The following is an 18,423-nucleotide window of genomic DNA, read 5'->3' on the forward strand; positions in this document are numbered from 1 at the left end:
GGTATTCCGTTTTATGCCAATACTTAGATAAAGGGATATTATGTTTAAAAGAAATCTGATTACATCTGCAATGATTCTTATGGCCCCGCTTGCTTATACCGCTAATGCCATGGCGGAATCGCTGACGGTTGAGCAACGTCTTGAACTTCTTGAACAGGCGCTTAAGGATACGCAGAAAGAGCTTAAAAAATACAAAGACGAAGAAAAGACCAGGAATCAGATATGGGTCTCAAATACTCAGCCTGGCGGTAATAAAGGAAGTGCTGCTCAACAGGTGGTGAGCGCTCCGGCACCTGCGGGCAGTGCGCAAAAACCGGCCGCCGTACTGGTAAGAAATGATCAAGCTGCGGCTAATGGAGAATCTATTTATAGCTCCATGACGATGAAAGATTTCAGTAAGTTTGTGAAGGATGAAATCGGCTTTAGCTACAACGGTTACTACCGCTCTGGCTGGGGAACCGCATCTCATGGATCGCCAAAGTCCTGGGCAATCGGTTCGCTTGGCCGCTTTGGTAATGAATATTCCGGCTGGTTTGATTTGCAGCTTAAGCAGCGGGTCTACCAGGAAGATAACAAACGCGTCGATGCGATTGTTATGCTTGATGGCAATGTCGGCCAACAATATTCCACAGGTTGGTTTGGTGACAATGCCGGTAATGAAAACTATCTGCAGTTTGCTGATATGTACGTCAATACCAAAGGATTCCTGCCGTTCGCGCCAGAAGCCGATTTCTGGGTGGGCAGACATGGTGCGCCGAAAATTGAAATCCAGATGCTGGACTGGAAAACCCAGAGAACGGATGCGGCGGCCGGTATTGGTCTTGAGAACTGGCAGGTGGGCGCGGGTAAATTTGATATCGCACTGGTACGCGAAGACGTTGATGATTACAACCGCTCGTTGACCAAAAGCCAGCAAATTAACACCAATACCATTGATATTCGTTATAAAGAGATTCCTCTCTGGGATAAAGCTTCTCTGATGGTTACCGGGCGCTATGTGGCGGCTAACCAAAGCTCATCAGAGAAATATAATGAAGGAAATAATGGATATTATGAGTGGAAAGATACCTGGATGGCAGGAACGTCGTTAACGCAGAAATTTGATAACGGCGGGTTTAACGAATTTTCATTCCTGTTGGCAAATAACTCGATTGCCAGCAGCTTCTCACGCTATGCGGGATCCAGTCCGTACACAACCTTTAACGGCAGATACTATGGCGATCATACCAACGGTACCGCCGTCCGTTTAACCTCGCAGGGTGAAACCTACCTGCGTGATGACGTGATTCTGGCCAACGCGATTGTTTACTCCTTTGGTAATGACGTTTATAGCTACGAAACGGGCGCGCATTCAGACTTTGAATCCATTCGCGCCGTTGTCCGCCCTGCCTATATTTGGGATAAATACAACCAGACTGGCGTTGAGCTGGGGTACTTCAAGCAGCAGAACAAAGACATCACCGGCAAGAAATACAACGAGTCTGGCTATAAGACCACGCTGTTCCATACCTTCAAAGTGAATACCAGTATGCTGACCTCCCGCCCGGAAATCCGTTTCTATGCGACTTATATTAAAGCGAAGGACATCGACCTGGACAAGGCAGCGAACAGCAATACCAGCAGCATTTTTGAAGATGGTAAAAACGATCAATTTGCCGTTGGCGCCCAGGCTGAAATCTGGTGGTAAAGCTGGCAACGGTCAGGACAAAATTTTCAAGAGGAATAACGATGAAACGACATGCTATTTATTTCGCTCTGGCGCTGGCGGGTGCAGCATTTACCGCCCATGCCGCGCCGTTTCCGGCAACGCCAAACGGGTCGATCCCAGTCAGCCAGTATATTACGCAGGTTAACGCTGATAAGAGCATAACCTTTCGCCTGTTTGCGCCGGACGCAAAACGCGTCTCCGTGGTGACGGGCGCAACGCCGGATACCTTTGTTTCTCACGATATGACTAAAGACGAGCAGGGGATCTGGACGTGGAAAGGCGAAGCTCTGGCCCCTAACCTCTACGAATACTATTTTGATGTTGATGGATTCCGCTCTGTTGATACCGGCAGCCGCTATCAGAAGCCGCAGCGCCAGGTGAATACCAGCCTGATTCTGGTGCCGGGCAGCATTCTTGACGATCGGGCGGTTGCTCACGGTGAGTTACGGACGTTGACCTATCACTCAAAGGCGCTGAATTCTGAACGTCGTGCCTATGTCTGGACGCCGCCGGGTTATACCGGTACCGGCGAACCGCTGCCGGTACTCTATTTCTATCACGGTTTTGGCGACAGCGGCTTGTCGGCCATCGATCAGGGACGCATCCCGCAAATCATGGATAACCTGTTGGCTGAAGGCAAAATTAAGCCGATGTTAGTTGTGGTACCGGATACTGAGACCGATGTTCCTGAAGCGATCGCAGAGAACTTCCCGCCGCAGGAGCGGCGCAAAACGTTCTATCCGTTAAATGCCAAAGCGGCCGATAAAGAGTTGATGAACGACATCATTCCGCTGATTGATGAGCGCTTCAATGTGCGTAAAGACGCGGATGGCCGGGCGCTCGCCGGGCTGTCGCAGGGCGGCTATCAGGCGCTGGTTTCAGGAATGAACCACCTTGAAAGCTTTGGTTGGCTGGCAACGTTTAGTGGCGTAACGACAACAACGGTGCCGGATGCAGGCGTGGAAGCACAACTAAACCAGCCGCAGGCGATCAATAAGCAACTGCGTAACTTTACCGTGGTTGTCGGTGAGAAAGATGTTGTCACCGGGAAGGATATTGCGGGTCTGAAAACTGAGCTGGAAAAGCAGAAAATCAAGTTTGATTACCATGAATATCCCGGTCTGAACCATGAAATGGATGTCTGGCGTCCGGCTTACGCTGAGTTTGTGCAGAAGCTATTTAAGTAAAAATAAGGGGCCAGGATTCAGGCCCCTTATCTTCAATATTTACAGGGAGATAAAATGAAATTAATCGTGACGGAAGATTATGAAGAGATGAGTCTGGTCGCCAGCCATCATGTTCTGGGCTACATCACCGCACCGCGGAGGATGAATTTGGCGGTGACGGCAGGCAGCACGCCGAAGAAAATGTATGAACATTTGACTGCTGCCATCAAAGGGAAATCCTTTTATTCTCAGGTTCATTATTACAATTTTGATGAGATTCCTTTCCGCGGCCAGGATCGTGAGGGCATCACCATCAGTAATCTGCGTAATCTGTTTTTCACTCCCGCGCAGATTCAGGAACAGAACATCCACAAGCTCAGCCATGAAAACTTTATGCACCATGACCGTCAGTTGCAGGAAGACGGTGGCCTTGACCTGATCGTCATGGGGCTGGGTGCTGACGGCCATTTTTGCGGTAACTTGCCGAATACCACGCGTTTCCATGATGCGACTGTTGAATTTCCTATTACCGGGGATATGGTTGGTATCGTTGCCCATGGCGAAATGGGCGGGGATTTCTCAGTGGTGCCGGATAGCTACGTTACCATGGGGCCGAAAAGCGTGATGGCGGCGAAAAATCTGCTGCTTATCGTCAGCGGTGCGGCGAAAGCTCAGGCGCTGAAACAGGTAATTGAGGGTGAAGTGAGCGAGCAGGTTCCGGCCTCGGTGCTGAAACTGCATCCTTCATTGGTGATTATTGCCGATAAAGCTGCGGTTGCTGAGCTGAGCAAACCGTAAACTTCCGGGTATAGCGCAACCCAATTGCGCTATACCCGCTGCACTTTTTTCTGAGCTAACTACCGCGACAATTAACTCTTTCATTATTTCTGCTATCATTATTATTAATATATCCCATCTTTAATTGCTGCGTCACAAATGTATTTCTCGCCTCTTAATGGTTTAATTATAGGGTGCGAAGGAGTTTATATTTATGGTGTGAATGTTATTTTGGTTAATATTCATCTGGTGCTTTTTTTATGTTGCGTATTAATATGTGAGCGCGTGCTGCGTTAGTTATGTTTGATTGCCATTTTTAAAAGTGATTGGCAAAAATACAAAGGTTTTATTGTGAGTGTTTTTTATACTTCATTCGAGTTGTCTCCTTAAGTAAAAATTACAATCAAGGATCAATGGAATGATAATGAATTCATCACAGTTATCTGAAAATCCCTCGGAGTTTTCCAGGGTTGTATTTGGTATGCCAGTTAAACTCTTTTGGGGCTATATCGCCATAGCCATTTTTATGACGGGCGATGGTGTCGAATTAGCTTTTCTCTCGAAATACATCATTGACATTGGCTTTGGTGTTTCACAAAGCGCGATGATATTTACCGTTTATGCTGTTACTGCTGCTATTGCTAGTTGGTTATCCGGAGGGATCAGTGAGATCTATGGTCCCCGGAAAATTATGGCGCTAGGTGTAGTATGGTGGGTCGTTTTCCACGTGTTGTTTATTCATTTTGGTCTGGCAGCTAAAAATTACCCGCTTATATTGGTTTTTTACGCACTACGTGGTTTTGCCTATCCGTTATTTTTCTACGCTTTTTATGTGCTTGTGGTTCAACGAACGCCGCCACATCGCCTGGCTTCAGCAACTGGCTGGATTTGGTCGATGTTCACCATCGGCTATGGCATCGTTGCGTCTTTCTTACCTAGCGTAACTATCCCGCTAATGGGGTTTATTGCCACATTATGGATGTCGTTAGCATGGGTTGTTGTTGGGGGTATTCTGGCACTGTTAACTTTGAAAGAGTTGCCTTCACAAAATAAGGCTTCGATTCCTAAATCGGCAAAGCTACAGGAAATAAGCCGTGGTGTAACGCTTATCTTTCAGGATAAAAATATCTTTTTGGCTTTAATCATCCGGGTGTTATGCAATCTCGCATTGTTTGGTTTTCCTATCTTTATGCCGCTGCATTATACGTCTCAGGAGGTAGGGTTTACCTCTGAACAATGGATGCGAATCTGGGGGATATTCTTCTTGGTACAACCTGTTACTAATGTTTTGTGGGGGATTATTGGTGACCGTATTGGCTGGTTGTTTCAGATGCGCTGGGTGGGCTTCTTTGGTTGTACCATCACCACACTACTATTCTATTTTATGCCGTTGTACTTCCCTGCCAGTCTTGGTATGGCAATATTTTTTGCTCTGTTGTTGGCGTTTACGCTTACCTCTTTTGTCCCCATGGGGGCTATTTTCCCAATGTTAGCGCCCGACCATAAAGGTGCGGCAATTTCAGTACAAAATCTGGGGGGGGCATTGGCAACTTCATTGGTCCAGCCATTGCTACGCTCCTCTTTAGTATGTCTTTTGATATTAAAATCGTTGTCATTTGTTATTCAGTGCTTTATTTCCTCGGCGGAGTGCTGACGTGGTTTATTCGAAATCCTCAGCTCAATCTGACGCAGAACGAAATGGATTTAACCTCCCTGACACTTAAGGAAGAAAAATGAACATTGATAAATTTTTTGGCTTGAACGGAAAGGTCGCCATGGTGACTGGAGCGTCGGCAGGTATTGGGCTCGCCATTGTTGAACTGATGAGTGAATTAGGCGCGACGGTTATCATGGTGGATAAGAACCCGCAGGTTGTCGAACAAGCGAAACAGATGCAAGGTATCGGCATCGCCGCTGATCTATCAGATATCGATGCGATCCCTTCACTGGTTCAGCACGTGGTGGATGGCTATGGGCGTATTGATATTTTGGTGAATAATGCTGGGATTGGAATTCTCGAAGCGGCCTCAGAGGTGAAAAAAGAGAGTTGGGATGCGACATTGCTGGTTAACCTGACAGCACCTTATTTTCTCTCTCAGGCGGTTGGGGAGTATATGATAAACCAGCTCGGTGGTCGTATTGTTAATATTGCCTCCCAGGCCAGCGTTATTGCTTTGGAGAATCACGCAGCGTACTGCACAAGTAAAGCTGGACTGGTAATTGCGTCAAAAGTGCTGGCGGCAGAGTGGGGAAAATATGGCATTACCGTCAACACCATTTCCCCAACCGTGGTAGAAACGGAATTAGGTAAACGCTACTGGCAGGGTGAAAGGGCAACCGAGATGAAGGCGAAAATTCCAACGGGGCGTTTTGCCATGCCGGATGAAATAGCGGCTGCGGTGGCTTATCTTGTCAGTGATAAGGCTGGGATGATTACCGGCGAAAATCTAATCGTTGATGGTGGCTACACTATTATCTGATTTGTCTATTATGCTTGTATTTCTGCCGGGCGGCGGCTAACGCTTTGCCCGGCTTACAAATTCCCAAACGAGTTTTCTATAACCCCGAACAGAAGCGTCTCCTGGTCATTCCATAAGAGCGTTCTTTATCTGCAATCTAAATACTTAGCGCGTGATATCCCACCCGCGCGCTTTCCACAGTTTCGGCAGTTCGTCCAGGTGGGTAAACGTCGTCACTTTCGGATGCACGATCGGCTTGTTGTGCGGATCGGCGCAGAAGTAGAACACCTCCATTCCGGCAGCGATCCCTGACTGCGCACCTGCGCTGGAATCATCGACCAGTATGCAGTTCTCGACGTTCACGTTCATCGCTTTTGCGGCATGGAGCATCAGGGCCGGATCGGGCTTCCAGCGCTGGATGTCGTACCCGCTGTAAAGACGCTCAGGAAAATGGTGCAGCATTCCGGTTTTGCCGAGAGAGTGCTGCATTTTGCTCACCGGGCCGTTGGAGACCACGCACATCGGCACCTTGACCGCATCCAGCAGCGCCTGCGCGCCAGGGATGACTTCCAGTTCAGTATCAAACAGACGTGCAACTTCATCGCGGTAAACCGGCTCAAGAGTCGCTTTTTGCAGGTCAACGCCGTACTCCGCGTTAATGGTGTCGATAATCTCGTAAAGTTTGACGCCCTTGAAGCGCTTAAAAATTTCTTCTAAATCCAGCGTAATGCCAAATTCCCTGAACATATGGACGTAGGCGCGGGAGCAGATCACCTCGCTGTCGACCAGCGTGCCGTCACAGTCGAAAAATACTGATTCTGGTTGGGTCATGTCGTTTCCATTTTAGTAAGTTAACGTTTTCGTCATGCTGATTCGTGAGACGCAATCGTTGCCGTATAAGCAAAATCAATGAAAAAAAGTATCTCACAACTGCCCTTATTGTCGCATTTTGGTATAGGATAGCGACGAATTTTCCCTCCTTTGTTCGGAAACCGATAATGAGTCAACAACAAACCAGCCAGTCTTCTGGCCAGGGTCTGCTGGAGCGCGTGTTCAAACTCCGCGAACATGGCACGACGGCACGTACCGAAGCGATTGCAGGTTTCACCACCTTCCTGACGATGGTATACATCGTTTTCGTTAACCCACAGATTCTCGGCGTGGCGGGTATGGATACCAGCGCCGTTTTCGTCACCACCTGTCTGATCGCCGCATTCGGCAGCATCATGATGGGGCTGTTTGCTAACCTGCCAGTGGCGCTGGCGCCAGCAATGGGCCTTAACGCCTTCTTTGCGTTTGTCGTGGTCCAGGCGATGGGGCTGCCGTGGCAGGTCGGGATGGGCGCGATTTTCTGGGGCGCTGTTGGCCTGCTGCTGCTGACGATTTTCCGCGTACGTTACTGGATGATTGCTAATATCCCGGTTAGCCTGCGCGTCGGTATCACCAGCGGTATCGGTCTGTTTATCGGGATGATGGGCCTGAAAAACGCAGGTGTGATTGTCGCAAACAAAGACACCCTGGTGAGTATTGGCAACCTGACGTCCCACAGCGTACTGCTGGGTATTCTTGGCTTCTTTATTATCGCGATTCTGGCTTCCCGCAACATTCACGCGGCGGTACTGGTTTCAATCGTGGTCACCACGCTGCTGGGCTGGATGTTGGGTGATGTTCACTATACCGGCATCGTTTCTGCGCCGCCGAGCGTCACCACGGTGATTGGTCATGTTGATCTGGCGGGTTCGCTGAATCTCGGTCTGGCGGGAGTTATCTTCTCGTTTATGCTGGTGAACCTGTTCGACTCTTCCGGTACCTTGATCGGCGTGACTGATAAAGCCGGTCTGGCCGATGAGAAGGGTAAGTTCCCGCGCATGAAGCAGGCGCTGTTTGTCGATAGCGTTTCGTCCGTTGCGGGTTCCTTTATTGGCACCTCTTCCGTGACTGCCTATATCGAATCGTCTTCAGGGGTTTCCGTTGGCGGCCGCACTGGCTTAACCGCCGTAGTGGTTGGTCTTCTGTTCCTGCTGGTTATCTTCCTGTCGCCGCTGGCAGGCATGGTTCCGGCCTATGCCGCAGCCGGTGCGCTGATTTACGTTGGCGTCCTGATGACGTCCAGCCTGGCGCGCGTGAAGTGGGATGATCTGACCGAATCGGTTCCGGCGTTTATTACTGCCGTGATGATGCCGTTTAGCTTCTCCATCACCGAAGGTATTGCCTTAGGCTTTATCTCTTACTGCGTGATGAAGATTGGTACCGGCCGTCTGCGTGACCTCAGCCCATGCGTGATTGTGGTTTCGCTGCTGTTCGTGCTGAAGATTGTGTTTATCGACGCTCATTAATGCGCGTTCCCCTCACACTCGGCATGCTGGCGAGTGTGAGGGAACAATACTACGCTTTAACCCGCTGAATATACTCAGCAAAGGCGCTTAGCTGCCCGCTGAGATGATCGAGCGTACTCTGATCGACCACCTTCCCCTCCTGCGGATCGACCTTATTCTGAATCACACCGCCCATAAACTCTGGCTTGTTCATCACCATCGCATCGAGGAAGACCAGAATCTGGCGCAGATGATACTGGCAGCGCGCGCCGCCAATCGCGCCCATTGAGCTGGTTTGAATCAATACTGGTTTGCCGGATAGGGGCTGTTCTGGCAGACGAGACAGCCAGTCGATGGCATTTTTCAGGCCACCAGGAACCGAGTAGTTATATTCTGGAGTTACGATAACCACACCATCCGCTTCGCGAATTTGCTGAGCAATATCCTGCACGCTTTGCGGGAATCCCTCTTCCTGTTGGGCGTCGGCATCGTACAGCGGAATCGCGCCAATGGATGGTAACGCGGAGATTTCCATTCCCGCAGGCGCAATGCCGGGCAGGGTGCGCGCTACCATGGCATTAAAAGAGCCCTTGCGCAGGCTTCCGAGTAACGTAACAACTTTCAACGTATCAGACATGATTGCTCCTTTGCATCATGATGGCCGGACGGGCCGGTCAGTTGAGGGAGAAGGCTTTTTCGGTTGGTAAGCTGGTAAAGCGCATGAGTCGAGTGGATAACTCTTTTGCACGAACTTGCGCGTCAGGCAGGCTGTGCCACCCCGCTTTGCCGCCATATTCCCAGATTTTTAGTTGGCCAATATCCGGGCTTGCGGCGATGGACCAGACCAGCACTGTTTCGGCGTCACAGACGGCTTCTATTGGCTGCATTCTGCCCGTTCGTAATCGGCCCGATCCCGGGAGAAGCTGTAGGTGAACTGGGGATTCCCCGGTCAGTTTCAGGGTACTTTTTCGTAGTGCAGCCAGTTGAGCGCGTGCTTCATCGGGGTCGTGCTGGTTGCTAATCCATAAACGCTCATTGCTATTAAAAGCGTAGCGGTCAGCATCATGTAATGAATGTAAACCCTGGGAGGTGTGCCGTAGCTCCATATCCAGACCGCAATCCCCTTCGGTGGTGAGTGCTACGCCAACGATATTACCAGCATAGGAGATGGAGAAGCGCGGGAGATGTTCGTCGCGAAAAGCCGGTTTTCCATTCTCTTCGTCAATAATTTCTGGAAGTTCGCTAATGCCATACAACATAAAGAGTAGTTCTGCGAGTAGCGATCGTGATGCACGATAGCGGCTTTGTCGGTACTCGGGCAGGCGTCTTGCTGATTGATGACAGGCCGCCGACAGGCGTGTTGATTGTGGTTCTCTGGTGTTGAGTATCCCTCTTGCAAAATGCGTTGCCATTCGTCGCTCCGTGATTAATGGTCAATGATAAAAACTGCGAATAATATTATCGCTCAGAATAGTCAGGTTTTAATGCGGAAATGACCTCTTGAAAAGGGAAATTGTGTGAATTTTACAATTTATTGCGCGAACGAGGCAAACCAGGGCTACAACGGGTCGATATAGAGCTGTCTTAGGGTTTCTCGCAGCCAGACGATCTTCGGGTTGTAGCTATTGCGCTTATGCCACAACAGCGTGAAGGGTACGCGCACTTTCTCCAGAAGCGATGGCTCAAGCGGTAGTGGAAGCGAGACCAGCGGTAGATGGTGCTGCTGATTATAACGCTGACAATAGCGTGGCGCAGTTGCCAGCATTGTATGATTCGGCTGTGCAGCCATAAACAGCGACTGCTCAAAACCTGGCACAGTCAATGCCACGGTGCGTTTATGCCCCAGATCGTGCAGCACGTCATCCAGCGCCCAGGTATCGCTCTGTTCCCAGCATATATTGATGTGCGGATAACGTAAGAAGGTGTCAAGATTCCATTCCTCGCTGAGCGCGGGGTGATCGGCGCGTAGCCACACCTGCGGCAGGTCGGTAAACAGAACTTCAAAATCAATATACCAGGGCAGCATACTTAGCTGTTCCCGGGATCGCGGATGGGTTTCACGCCCGCAAAAACCGATATCAACTTCGCCACGAATAATGGCATCCAGTGAATCGTAATCCCAATTACGCAGGCGGATCAGCGCCTGAGGATAGTGCTGGTAGATCCGCTGAGAAAGCGAATTTAGCAGGATCATCAGCAGCGGCGACTCCGCTGCCAGCTCAAACTTCAGACCGCTTGGCATCGTGTGATGAGGCTTATCGAGGATCTGATTGCCCATCTGCATCCAGTCCGCTAAATCCTGCTCCATGCTGCTCATCAGCGGCGTGGGCGACAGTCCCAGAGGGGTTTTAACAAACAAAGGATCGTCAAACCAGGCGCGCAGCTTGGCCAGCGACTTGCTCACCGCTGACGGCGAGACGTTCATTCGTTTCGCCGTGCGGGTGACGCTGAGCTCCTGCGTTAAAAGCTGCAGGCACAAGAGTAAGTTAAGATCGAGACTCGACAGGGGTTTCTTCATAGCGCTGCGCGGCCCGCGACGGGGAAGCGACCATAATCAGAACAATGCTTACTATGCTACAGGCAATGAGTATCCCGATCAGCATATTCATCGCGCTGAGTCCGACGATCGCCGCCAGCCAAATCCACAGCGAAGAGCCGCAGACCTGAGCAATCCCTAAAACTGAGCTTGCGACGCCCGCGCGCAGGGTAAATGGCCCTAAAGCCTGACTCATCGCCACGCCAAAGCCGACGGAGAATCCGGCGCAAATAAGCCCCAGTCCCAGCATCGTCATGGTCTGGCTGGTGGAGAGGCAAAGTAGCAGGCCAGCGATAAAGAACAGAACCTGCGAGGTCAGCATCAGCGTGCGCGGCTTAAACAGCGTCAGGGCAAACGGCGTCGAGAACGAAACCACCATACTGACCAGAGCCATCAGCGCCATTGCCATAGAATAGGTTCCACGATCGAAGCCCATCTCTTCCATCATCAGCACCGGGGAGACGTTAACGTAGGTCAGGATAGTCGTCACGCTCAGGGTGGTAATGACAATTCGGCTGAGGAAAAAGCGGTTAAGTAGCGACTCGGGGGCGATATTTTGCTGCGTTTCCGTGTGCGGCATGGAGGTTGGGCGCGTTTCCCGCAAAGCAAAAATCGAAAGCAGGCCTACCAGAACGCCCATGCCGGTCATGGTATAGAACAGGCTCTGCCAGGGGTATTTCAGCATAATCAGATGGCCCAGTACCGGAGCCAGTACCGGAATAATGCAGGTGATACCGTTTAGCAACGACAGGACTTTGGCACGGCGGCGATCGTCGAGGGTATCGCGCAGCACCGCAAAGGCGACGACGTAGCAACTGCCCGCGCCAATCCCCTGAATAAAACGCCCAACCAGGAAGTGGGTACTGACCTGCGCTTGAGAACAGAGCAGGGAAGCCAGAACAAAGACTATGGCTCCGAATATGGCAACCGGCTTACGTCCTGATTTATCCGCTATACGGCCAGCAAACAGCATCGCGGCGGCCATTCCCGCGAGATAAACCGAGAAGGCGATGTGCAGCTGCGCTTCGCTGGCCCCCAGGTCCTGCGCGATGCGCGGCAGGCCGACCAGATACATATCGATGCCGGATGGATAAAGCAAAACCAGCGCAAAACTACAGATAAGAAAGCGTGCCATAGAACCCCTCACAGATGAATGTTGTACAGGATAGAGGGGTTCGTACGGTAGTACGAGTTGCCACTTGGACAACAATGATTTCCTGGGAGGAAAAACGCTTCGAAGATAGATGGTTATAGATTAATCGTTTGATTTTATGCTGTTTTTTACTGTCTCGATAAATTGATCGCGTAAATGATTATTTATCTGCGAATTCCAGACGAGACCAATATCCCAGCCAGCTTGGTTTCCTTCAAGATTGTGCAGACTCACTCCGGCAGGGAGGAAGTTACGCACGCTTTCTGGTAGCAACGCGACGCCGTTTCCCCCGGCGATCAGGGCCAATAAAGCATGTATATCATCCGTAACGGACGCGGGTTCGGCTGTGATGTCGCTTTGCAGAAGATATTGCCTTGTTTGTTCCGCCAGGCAGGGGCTTTGATCCGGATTAATTTGTAATATTATGCTCGACATTAAAATATCCCGCTCGCTTTTTTGCTGCCAGGTTTTAGCTGATGGCACCGCCAGAATAAGCTTTTCATATTTAATGAATATTGAACTTAGCGGTTCGGTCATCGGAAGGCGAACAAAACCGACATGCAGCGATCCATCCATTAATAGTTTGCATTGCACGCTTGATGGAATATTACTCACGGATATGTCTATGCCTGGATGCATATTTTGAAATGTGTTAATCCATGCCGGAACGGTATTGAATGATGAAATGCCAAACCCAATTAATAAGCTATCGCTATTCTTTTTCTGTATTTCTCGTGTGTAGCTTAAAAAACTATGGTGTTGTTTAACCAGATCGTGAGCTTTCGAAAACAACTGCTGCCCAAGCTCAGTGAGTATCGCACCGTGGCGTCCGCGCTGGAAAAGTGCACCACCGACCTGCTGCTCTAATGCCTGGATTTGTTTGGATAAGGCTGGCTGCGTGAGGTGCAGGGCCATAGCGGCCTTGTGGTAGCTACCCTGTTCTGCAACGGTAACAAATGCGCGTATGAGTCTTATATCCATTCCTGACATTTATCGAACTCTGAAAAAATGGAATTATACACTCTATCATAAGTCAGAGCATACTTGCTAAGAGGTCTTTCATTATAAATAAGGACGATATTAATGTATCAAAATAAGTCGACAAAGTTAGCGGTTCTTTTCGATATGGATGGTGTATTAATTGATTCTAATGCTGTTATCGAGCGTGCATGGTGTGAAGCCGCGAAAATATACGGCCGTGAAATTAGCGACGAAGATATTATTAAACATATTCATGGTCAGCCGGGACCACACACGATTCGCGCGCTGTTTAATGACCTGCCTTTTGTCGATCGGCAGAAAGTCCAGGAACATATTATTTATGTCGAAAACACAGCCAGTTATGAGGCTATCCCTGGCGTGGCTGAACTTATTACTTCCCTTACGGAAGTGGGGATCACCGTCGGTATTGTTACCAGCGGCTGGCGTGAGAAAATCGAGCGGGTGATTGAAATGCTTCATATTCAGTCCTGCATTTCGGTCATCGTCGAGCGCGATGATGTTGCCAGAGGTAAGCCTCATCCTGACCCCTATCTGCTGGCGGCGGCGCGGCTAGGGATCCCGGCGAATCAGACGGTGGTTTTTGAGGATTCCCGCAGCGGAGTCACTTCCGCCGTTGCTGCTGGAGCGTATTGCGTAGGGATCGGCGGTGATGATTTACTGCCTTACGGCGCAATGCTTGCTATCCCTGACTTTCGTGGTGTTCGCGTTGTAGCAGAAGGCGATAGTGCTCGGGTGCTTTTATTCACACCTGAACATTGTGTACAGATGGAAATGCACCGTGAAGGTGATAAAGAAAAATAATAAAAAACCCGCTTTAACAGAAAGTTAATGCGGGTTAGTCAATGCTCACAAACTAAGCTTATTTACCAATACAGAAACTCGAGAAAATCCGTCCCAGCAGGTCGTCAGAAGTAAACTCGCCGGTAATCTCGCTTAAACATTGCTGAGAGAGCCTCAGCTCTTCCGCCAGCAGCTCACCTGCCCATGCACCCAATAGCTGCGCTTTACCCTGTTGCAGATGTTCTGCAGCGTCTGACAGCGCCTGCAGGTGGCGACGGCGTGCAAGGAAACCGCCTTCCATGTTAGTTTCGAAACCCATACTCTGCTTGAGATGGTCGCGCAATACATCTATGCCTTCGCCAGTACGCGCAGAGAGGCGCACAAGTGAGTGGCCATTCACTTCACTCAGACCCAGCGTTTCGCCGGTAATATCCGCTTTGTTGCGCACCACGGTAATCGGTAATTTTGCCGGTAAACGTTCGATAAAGTCCGGCCAGATATCGGCGGGATCAACGGCGTCCGTGGTGGTGCCATCGACCATAAACAGCACACGGTCGGCCTGTTCAATCTCCTGCCAGGCGCGTTCGATACCGATACGTTCAACTTCATCGTTGGCATCGCGCAGACCGGCGGTATCGATGATATGCAGCGGCATACCGTCGATATGGATATGCTCGCGCAGCACGTCGCGAGTGGTTCCGGCGATATCGGTAACAATCGCCGCCTCACGGCCTGCCAGAGCGTTAAGCAGGCTCGATTTCCCGGCGTTCGGGCGTCCGGCAATCACCACTTTCATCCCTTCGCGCAGCAGGCTGCCCTGGCGCGCTTCGGCGCGTACGGCGTCGAGGTCGGCAATCACCTCGTTAAGCTGGGCTTCGATTTTGCCATCGGAGAGGAAGTCGATCTCCTCGTCCGGGAAGTCGATGGCCGCTTCCACGTAGATTCGCAGGTGAGTAAGTGCTTCCACAAGGTGGTTAACGCGGGTGGAGAAGGCACCTTGCAGGGAGTTCAATGCAGAACGCGCTGCCTGCTCGGAGCTGGCGTCGATCAGATCGGCAATCGCTTCGGCCTGAGCCAAATCGAGCTTATCGTTCAAAAACGCACGCTCGGAAAATTCGCCGGGTTTGGCGATACGCAGGCCCGGCAGCGTCAGAATACGTTTGAGCAGTAAATCGAGAATCACCGGGCCGCCGTGCCCTTGAAGCTCTAACACGTCTTCACCGGTAAAGGAGTTCGGGCCAGGGAACCACAGCGCAATACCCTGATCCAGCGCGCTGCCGTCGCTGTCTTTGAATGGCAGGTAGTCCGCATATCGTGGCTTCGGCAGCTTGCCTAATATCGCCTGTGCGACGTCGCGCGCCTTCAGGCCAGAGATACGCAAAATGCCCACGCCACCGCGTCCCGGTGGGGTTGCCTGGGCGACGATAGTGTCGTTATGGCTCATGGTTAGTCTCAACTTTATGGCAATAAAAAAGGCGGTCATTCGACCGCCTTTTATTTTAGCGCTTAACGATACCGAATCAGGATTTTTTCTTCTCGCGGCTATGCAGGCCACGCTTCTCCAGACCACGGTAAATCAGCTGCTGCTGGATAATGGTCACCAGGTTGCTGACGATATAGTAAACCACCAGACCAGACGGGAACCACAGGAAGAACACCGTGAAGATGACCGGCATAAAGGTCATGATCTTCTGCTGCATCGGGTCGGTTACCGTGGTCGGAGACATCTTCTGAATGAAGAACATCGTCGCGCCCATGATGATCGGCAGGATGTAGTACGGGTCTTGTGCTGACAGGTCGTGGATCCACAGGATAAACGGCGCATGACGCAGTTCAACCGAAGCGCTCAGCATGTAATACAGCGCAAGGAAGATTGGCATCTGGATAATCAGCGGGAAGCAGCCACCCAGCGGGTTAACCTTCTCAGCTTTATACAGAGCCATCATTTCCTGGCTTTGACGCTGTTTGTCATCGCCCAGACGCTCACGCATTGCCTGAATCTTCGGCTGCAGCATACGCATCTTCGCCATGGAGGTGTACTGCGCTTTGGTCAGCGGGTACATGATGCCACGAACGATAAAGGTGATAACGATGATGGAGAAGCCCCAGTTACCCAGGAAGCTATGGATCCATTTCAGCAGTTTGAACAACGGCTGAGAGATGAACCACAGCCAACCGTAGTCAACGGTCAGGTCAAGATGCGGCGCAACGGCAGCCATTTTGTCCTGAATTGCCGGGCCGACCCATAGGGTGCTTTCCAGCTTATCGGTTTGACCAGGCTGCACCAGAACCGGCTGAGACTTGTAGCCGATAGCTACAATACCGTTACCAAGATTCGCGGTGTAGAAGTTGTTAGTGCCGTTGTTCTGCGGAACCCATGCGGTAGTAAAGTACTGCTGCAGCATGGCAACCCAACCGTTTTTGGTGCTGACGTTCAGGTTTTCGTTATCAACGATAGTGTCGAATTTATACTTTTCGTACTTCGTTTCGGATGTTGAATACGCTGCACCACGGAAAGTGTGCATTGTCGTCAGACCACCCGTCTGGGTATCGCGATGCGTCGGCAGATTGGCAGACTGCTTCAACTGGCCGAAGGTCGATACTTCCAGTGGTTTTTCGCTGGCGTTCTGTACGCTATAGGCGACATTTACCGCATACTCACCGCGTTTCAGGGTGAAAGTTTTGGTGAAAACGTTGCCTGCTTTATCGGTGTATGCCAGCGGAATGACGATTTCGTTCTGGCCATCAGCCATCACAAACGCATCTTTATCGACGTTATACAGCGGACGCGGGCCATTAGCCGGGTTATCCGGACCATCGCGACCGGTTAAACCGCTCTGCGCCTGATAGGTAAATTGCGGCGTAGTTTCCAGTAACTGGAACGGTTCAGTCGACTTCAGCTCTTTCGGGTAAGCCAAAAGCAGCGCTTGCTCAACATCACCACCACTGGTGTTGATGGTCAGGTCAAGCACATCGGTTTTTACCGTAATCAGTTTTCCCTGGCCACTGGCCGGTACGCCCTGGTCGGCGGCGCTACCCGCTGCTGTGGTCGTTGTCTGCGTGGTCTGCTGCTGAGGCTGAGGATTGTTATCCTGCTCCCAGGCTTGCCAGATCATGAAAGACACGAACAACAAAGCGATGATAAGAAGATTGCGTTGCGAATCCATCGTTAGTGTTCTCTGGTATCAAATGGTCCAGGCGGGACGGGATCGTCACCACCAGGGTGTAAAGGGTGGCATTTTAATACGCGTTTCACCGTCAACCAACTGCCTTTTATCAGTCCAAACCTGCGCAATGCCTCAATTCCGTATTGAGAGCAGGTTGGTGTGAAACGACAGTGCGGCCCGAGTAGCGGACTAATCAGGCGTTGATAGACCCGAATCAGGCCTATCAGGACCCGCGAGCCAGGCGACAGTGGCGGCGCCATAATTTTTCCAACGCTTCCGAGAGAGCACGGTTATCGAGGTCGGCAACCCCCTTCTTCGCCACCACCACGAAATCCATTGGCGGGAGTTCATGTTGACGTAAACGGAAGCTTTCACGCGTCAGACGTTTAATCCGATTGCGTTCATGTGCGCGTTTAACGTTTTTCTTGGCGACAGTAAGACCGATGCGGGGATGCCCCAGCGAATTTTGGCGGCCGAGGATGGTGATTTGCGGCGTGCCAGCCCGTAATGGCTGCTGGAAGACGAAAGTGAAATGACTGGGAGTTAACAAACGTAACTCCCTGGGAAATGCGAGCTTAACCACTCAGGGTTAGCTTTATTACTTGGAAACGGTCAGACGAGAACGGCTTTTAGCACGACGACGTGCCAGAACCTGACGACCATTTTTAGTAGCCATACGAGCACGGAAGCCGTGAGAACGGTTGCGCTTCAGTACAGACGGTTGAAAAGTGCGTTTCATGGCGGTTTCTACCTAAACTTGAATAATTTCACTGACTTTCGCGTATACCCGAACGAATTTCGAACGGCCTACGCCTCAGCGTGGGTGATTAAAGAGGCCGGATTGTAATAATTGTACACTCCGGAGTCAATTCTCTTTCCTTATTTCTCGCACCTTGCCGCACAAAAAATAAGCGATGGCACGTTGCGGAAAACGGGCATTACGCGCCGGGTGGGGGATTATACGACCTGGTGGATAAAGCGCAAGGATCGCAAAGGATCTTTGTTAGATCGATTAAGCCCAAAACCAGCATAGCTCATTAATTTTTCCAATATGCGGCTGAAATCGTGCTTCACTCTCCCCGGGATCGTTTACACTTACCCGGCTTCGATCCTTCCTGTGGATAAATCGGGAAGAATCTGTTGAGAAATACAAGATCTCTTTCTCACTTTAGGCTATGATCCGCGGTCCCGATCGTGATCCAATGATCCACATCGGGTAATAACCGCAGATAGCGGTTCGCACGTCACCCCTTTTGTGCAGGGGCTTTTCGGCTAATGCAGGGTCTTGTCGACGTGTGCCAACAATCACGATTGTTTCAGTTTCTCTTTTATATCGATTTTTGTTCGAGTGGAGTCCGCC

The 18,423-nt window shown here is 50.7% G+C and carries 19 protein-coding genes; 7 read left to right on the plus strand and 12 right to left on the minus strand.

All coding sequences use genetic code 11. The features are described 5' to 3' along the window. Positions 1-40 precede the first annotated feature (40 nt). The 5 genes from ACMYSL_RS29280 to ACMYSL_RS29300 all read left to right on the plus strand — a co-directional run bounded on the left by ACMYSL_RS29280 (position 41) and on the right by ACMYSL_RS29300 (position 6,131). A complete protein-coding gene (locus ACMYSL_RS29280) occupies positions 41-1,687 on the plus strand; it encodes a carbohydrate porin (protein WP_434661009.1) in 1,647 nt (548 codons plus the stop codon). A 41-nt stretch (positions 1,688-1,728) separates the two neighbouring features. Next, a complete protein-coding gene (locus tag ACMYSL_RS29285) occupies positions 1,729-2,895 on the plus strand; it encodes an esterase (protein WP_434661010.1) in 1,167 nt (388 codons plus the stop codon). A 54-nt stretch (positions 2,896-2,949) separates the two neighbouring features. Beyond that, positions 2,950-3,672 (plus strand): glucosamine-6-phosphate deaminase, encoded by a 723-nt coding sequence (locus ACMYSL_RS29290; protein ID WP_434661011.1) that lies wholly within the window; start codon positions 2,950-2,952, stop codon positions 3,670-3,672. Positions 3,673-4,075: 403 nt separating this feature from the next. Then, on the plus strand, positions 4,076-5,305 hold the full coding sequence (locus tag ACMYSL_RS29295; protein WP_434661013.1) for an MFS transporter: 1,230 nt from the start codon (positions 4,076-4,078) through the stop codon (positions 5,303-5,305). Positions 5,306-5,384: 79 nt separating this feature from the next. After that, positions 5,385-6,131, plus strand: a complete 747-nt coding sequence (locus ACMYSL_RS29300; RefSeq protein ID WP_434661014.1) for a GolD/DthD family dehydrogenase — start codon at positions 5,385-5,387, stop codon at positions 6,129-6,131. 144 nt (positions 6,132-6,275) lie between these two features. Here the strand turns inward: ACMYSL_RS29300 and yieH are convergent, their stop codons facing one another. Next, positions 6,276-6,941 carry a 6-phosphogluconate phosphatase gene (gene yieH, locus ACMYSL_RS29305; RefSeq protein ID WP_434661015.1) on the minus strand — a complete coding sequence of 222 codons (666 nt, stop codon included), beginning with the start codon at positions 6,939-6,941 and terminating at the stop codon, positions 6,276-6,278. A gap of 167 nt (positions 6,942-7,108) precedes the next feature. Between yieH and adeP the strand changes: the two genes are divergently transcribed. Then, complete coding sequence (gene adeP / locus ACMYSL_RS29310) at positions 7,109-8,446, plus strand: adenine permease AdeP (RefSeq protein ID WP_110276019.1); 1,338 nt, start codon at positions 7,109-7,111, stop codon at positions 8,444-8,446. A 49-nt stretch (positions 8,447-8,495) separates the two neighbouring features. Here the strand turns inward: adeP and ACMYSL_RS29315 are convergent, their stop codons facing one another. The 5 genes from ACMYSL_RS29315 to ACMYSL_RS29335 all read right to left on the minus strand — a co-directional run bounded on the left by ACMYSL_RS29315 (position 8,496) and on the right by ACMYSL_RS29335 (position 13,104). After that, a complete protein-coding gene (locus ACMYSL_RS29315) occupies positions 8,496-9,062 on the minus strand; it encodes an NADPH-dependent FMN reductase (protein ID WP_182235420.1) in 567 nt (188 codons plus the stop codon). A gap of 37 nt (positions 9,063-9,099) precedes the next feature. After that, positions 9,100-9,837, minus strand: a complete 738-nt coding sequence (locus tag ACMYSL_RS29320) for a 4'-phosphopantetheinyl transferase family protein (protein WP_304254484.1) — start codon at positions 9,835-9,837, stop codon at positions 9,100-9,102. 146 nt (positions 9,838-9,983) lie between these two features. Next, on the minus strand, positions 9,984-10,943 hold the full coding sequence (gene yidZ, locus ACMYSL_RS29325) for an HTH-type transcriptional regulator YidZ (protein WP_434661016.1): 960 nt from the start codon (positions 10,941-10,943) through the stop codon (positions 9,984-9,986). Further along, a complete protein-coding gene (locus tag ACMYSL_RS29330; RefSeq protein ID WP_181484317.1) occupies positions 10,912-12,096 on the minus strand; it encodes an MFS transporter in 1,185 nt (394 codons plus the stop codon). Before ACMYSL_RS29330 ends, yidZ begins: the two co-directional genes overlap by 32 nt. A gap of 120 nt (positions 12,097-12,216) precedes the next feature. After that, positions 12,217-13,104 carry a LysR family transcriptional regulator gene (locus ACMYSL_RS29335; protein WP_434661018.1) on the minus strand — a complete coding sequence of 296 codons (888 nt, stop codon included), beginning with the start codon at positions 13,102-13,104 and terminating at the stop codon, positions 12,217-12,219. A 93-nt stretch (positions 13,105-13,197) separates the two neighbouring features. On the opposite strand from ACMYSL_RS29335, the gene ACMYSL_RS29340 reads away from it, so the two are divergent. Next, positions 13,198-13,917 carry an HAD family hydrolase gene (locus tag ACMYSL_RS29340; protein ID WP_434661019.1) on the plus strand — a complete coding sequence of 240 codons (720 nt, stop codon included), beginning with the start codon at positions 13,198-13,200 and terminating at the stop codon, positions 13,915-13,917. A gap of 58 nt (positions 13,918-13,975) precedes the next feature. On the opposite strand, the gene mnmE is transcribed toward ACMYSL_RS29340, so the two are convergent. The 6 genes from mnmE to ACMYSL_RS29370 all read right to left on the minus strand — a co-directional run bounded on the left by mnmE (position 13,976) and on the right by ACMYSL_RS29370 (position 18,101). Beyond that, the gene (gene mnmE / locus ACMYSL_RS29345) at positions 13,976-15,340 is read right to left on the minus strand and encodes a tRNA uridine-5-carboxymethylaminomethyl(34) synthesis GTPase MnmE (RefSeq protein ID WP_182235414.1); all 1,365 of its coding nucleotides are present in this window, start codon (positions 15,338-15,340) and stop codon (positions 13,976-13,978) included. A 76-nt stretch (positions 15,341-15,416) separates the two neighbouring features. Further along, positions 15,417-17,063, minus strand: a complete 1,647-nt coding sequence (yidC, locus tag ACMYSL_RS29350) for a membrane protein insertase YidC (RefSeq protein ID WP_434661020.1) — start codon at positions 17,061-17,063, stop codon at positions 15,417-15,419. A 2-nt stretch (positions 17,064-17,065) separates the two neighbouring features. After that, positions 17,066-17,323, minus strand: a complete 258-nt coding sequence (gene yidD / locus ACMYSL_RS29355) for a membrane protein insertion efficiency factor YidD (protein ID WP_004871831.1) — start codon at positions 17,321-17,323, stop codon at positions 17,066-17,068. After that, entirely contained in the window at positions 17,287-17,646 is a 360-nt protein-coding gene (rnpA, locus tag ACMYSL_RS29360; RefSeq protein ID WP_004871829.1) for a ribonuclease P protein component, read from the minus strand. The genes yidD and rnpA overlap by 37 nt, the downstream gene beginning before the upstream one ends. Before the next feature lie 15 nt (positions 17,647-17,661). After that, the gene (gene rpmH, locus ACMYSL_RS29365; RefSeq protein WP_002220736.1) at positions 17,662-17,802 is read right to left on the minus strand and encodes a 50S ribosomal protein L34; all 141 of its coding nucleotides are present in this window, start codon (positions 17,800-17,802) and stop codon (positions 17,662-17,664) included. A gap of 218 nt (positions 17,803-18,020) precedes the next feature. Continuing rightward, positions 18,021-18,101 (minus strand): hypothetical protein, encoded by an 81-nt coding sequence (locus ACMYSL_RS29370; RefSeq protein WP_420915787.1) that lies wholly within the window; start codon positions 18,099-18,101, stop codon positions 18,021-18,023. Positions 18,102-18,423 lie beyond the last annotated feature (322 nt).

It is taken from the genome of Klebsiella sp. MISC125, from assembly GCF_051131775.1.
In the GTDB taxonomy this organism is placed as follows: Bacteria; Pseudomonadota; Gammaproteobacteria; order Enterobacterales; family Enterobacteriaceae; genus Klebsiella.